Source organism: Streptomyces sp. NPDC006283, assembly GCF_040613325.1.
GTDB lineage: Bacteria > Actinomycetota > Actinomycetes > Streptomycetales > Streptomycetaceae > Streptomyces.
In genome coordinates this window covers 1-1,289 of sequence record NZ_JBEXRZ010000480.1, presented here as the reverse complement: position 1 = coordinate 1,289, position 1,289 = coordinate 1, and the positions used below count along the sequence as shown (strand labels likewise).

Sequence of the window (1,289 nt, the reverse complement as noted above, 5' to 3'; positions counted from 1 at the left end):
GCCGCGTGCAGCGCGGCGGCGAGGGCGGCGGGGTCGAGGGGCCCGCCGGGGGCCGCGCCTGCGGTGCCGCCGACGCGGTCCGGCACGTCGCCCCCGTGCGGGACGCCCTCCTGACCTTCCGTCACAGGCGCGGTCTTCGGCGCCGTTGCCGCGCCCACGAGCTGGACGACGGCCAGCTCCGCCTCCGGCGTGGTGTGCCACACCGCCGCAGTGCCCGGCGGCAGCGTCACGAGGGGTCCGGGTGCGTGCGGATGGACGGAGTCGGCCGCGATCACCACGTAGCGGCCGTCCTCCGGAATCTCGAGCATCGTCGCCGCTTCGGGCAGGTCCGTGATGCGGGCCGTGCCGTCCAGCAGCGCCGCGGTCATCAGGCGCAGGCGGTTCTCACGGCGCCAGGCCATCCGGCGTTCCGCCTGGCGGTAGGCGTCAGCGACGAGGGCACAGTGCTCGTCGACGAAGTTCCAGACGTCCGCGGCGACATGGACCAGCAGCCGCATGTCCTCGGGGTGGCGCCGGGCGGTCTCGTCGACGAGCCCCTGCCACACCAGCGCCCCGCCCAGCCGGAAGGCGTGCAGCACCGCGTCGAGCGGTAGGCCCTGCTCGGCCCGCGAGGCGCCGATCGCGCGCGAGGTGCGCCGCGCGATGTCCCGGCACTCCCTGGGGCGTATCAGGGAGGCCACGTTGTGACGCAGGGACTGGTGGACCTCCTGCCAGACCTCGGAGGCGTCCGCGTCGATCGCCGCCCGGTAGGCGGGCTCCTGTTCGCGCAGTTCGCCGACCAGAGTGGTGGTCAGGCCTGCCACGTCGTCCAGCAGCACCTGTGCGGCCCGGTGCAGTACGACGAGCGCCTCGGCGTCCAGCAGGGAACGGGCGCGGGGCAGGGCCGCGCGCGGCGGGGGAACCGCCCTGACGCGCGAGCGTACGAGATTCGACATGGCCGGCCTCCACCTGGTCGGTTCGCTCCGGCGCGGCGGGCGGGACACCTTCGCACCGGATCTACCTGACGCTCGCAGAATGGCATACCGCCCAGTCGGTACCCAGGGGTTTGCGCATTGTTCTCATCACGGTCCAGCAACGCGACCGGACGGGTTCAGGTCCCAGAACGCTCGAGAAGACGGATGAGTTCGGTGCGGGAGCGCACGCGAGACGCGTGAACACGGTGCGCAGACGGTGCTCCCCCGCGCGTTCCGCCCACTGCGGCACCGGGCAGCGCTCGAAGGCGACGAGCGTGTCCAGCGGGCCGCCTGCTCCCGAGTGGGTGCGGCGGGCATCGGTGGGTTCACCGGACC

The 1,289-nt window shown here is 73.6% G+C and carries 1 protein-coding gene; it reads right to left on the bottom strand.

Annotation, left to right across the window (positions count from 1 at the left end):
- The coding region (locus tag ABZ070_RS37430; RefSeq protein WP_356640674.1) for a PucR family transcriptional regulator at positions 1–935 on the bottom strand (935 nt) is incomplete at its 3' end.
- Positions 936–1,289 lie beyond the last annotated feature (354 nt).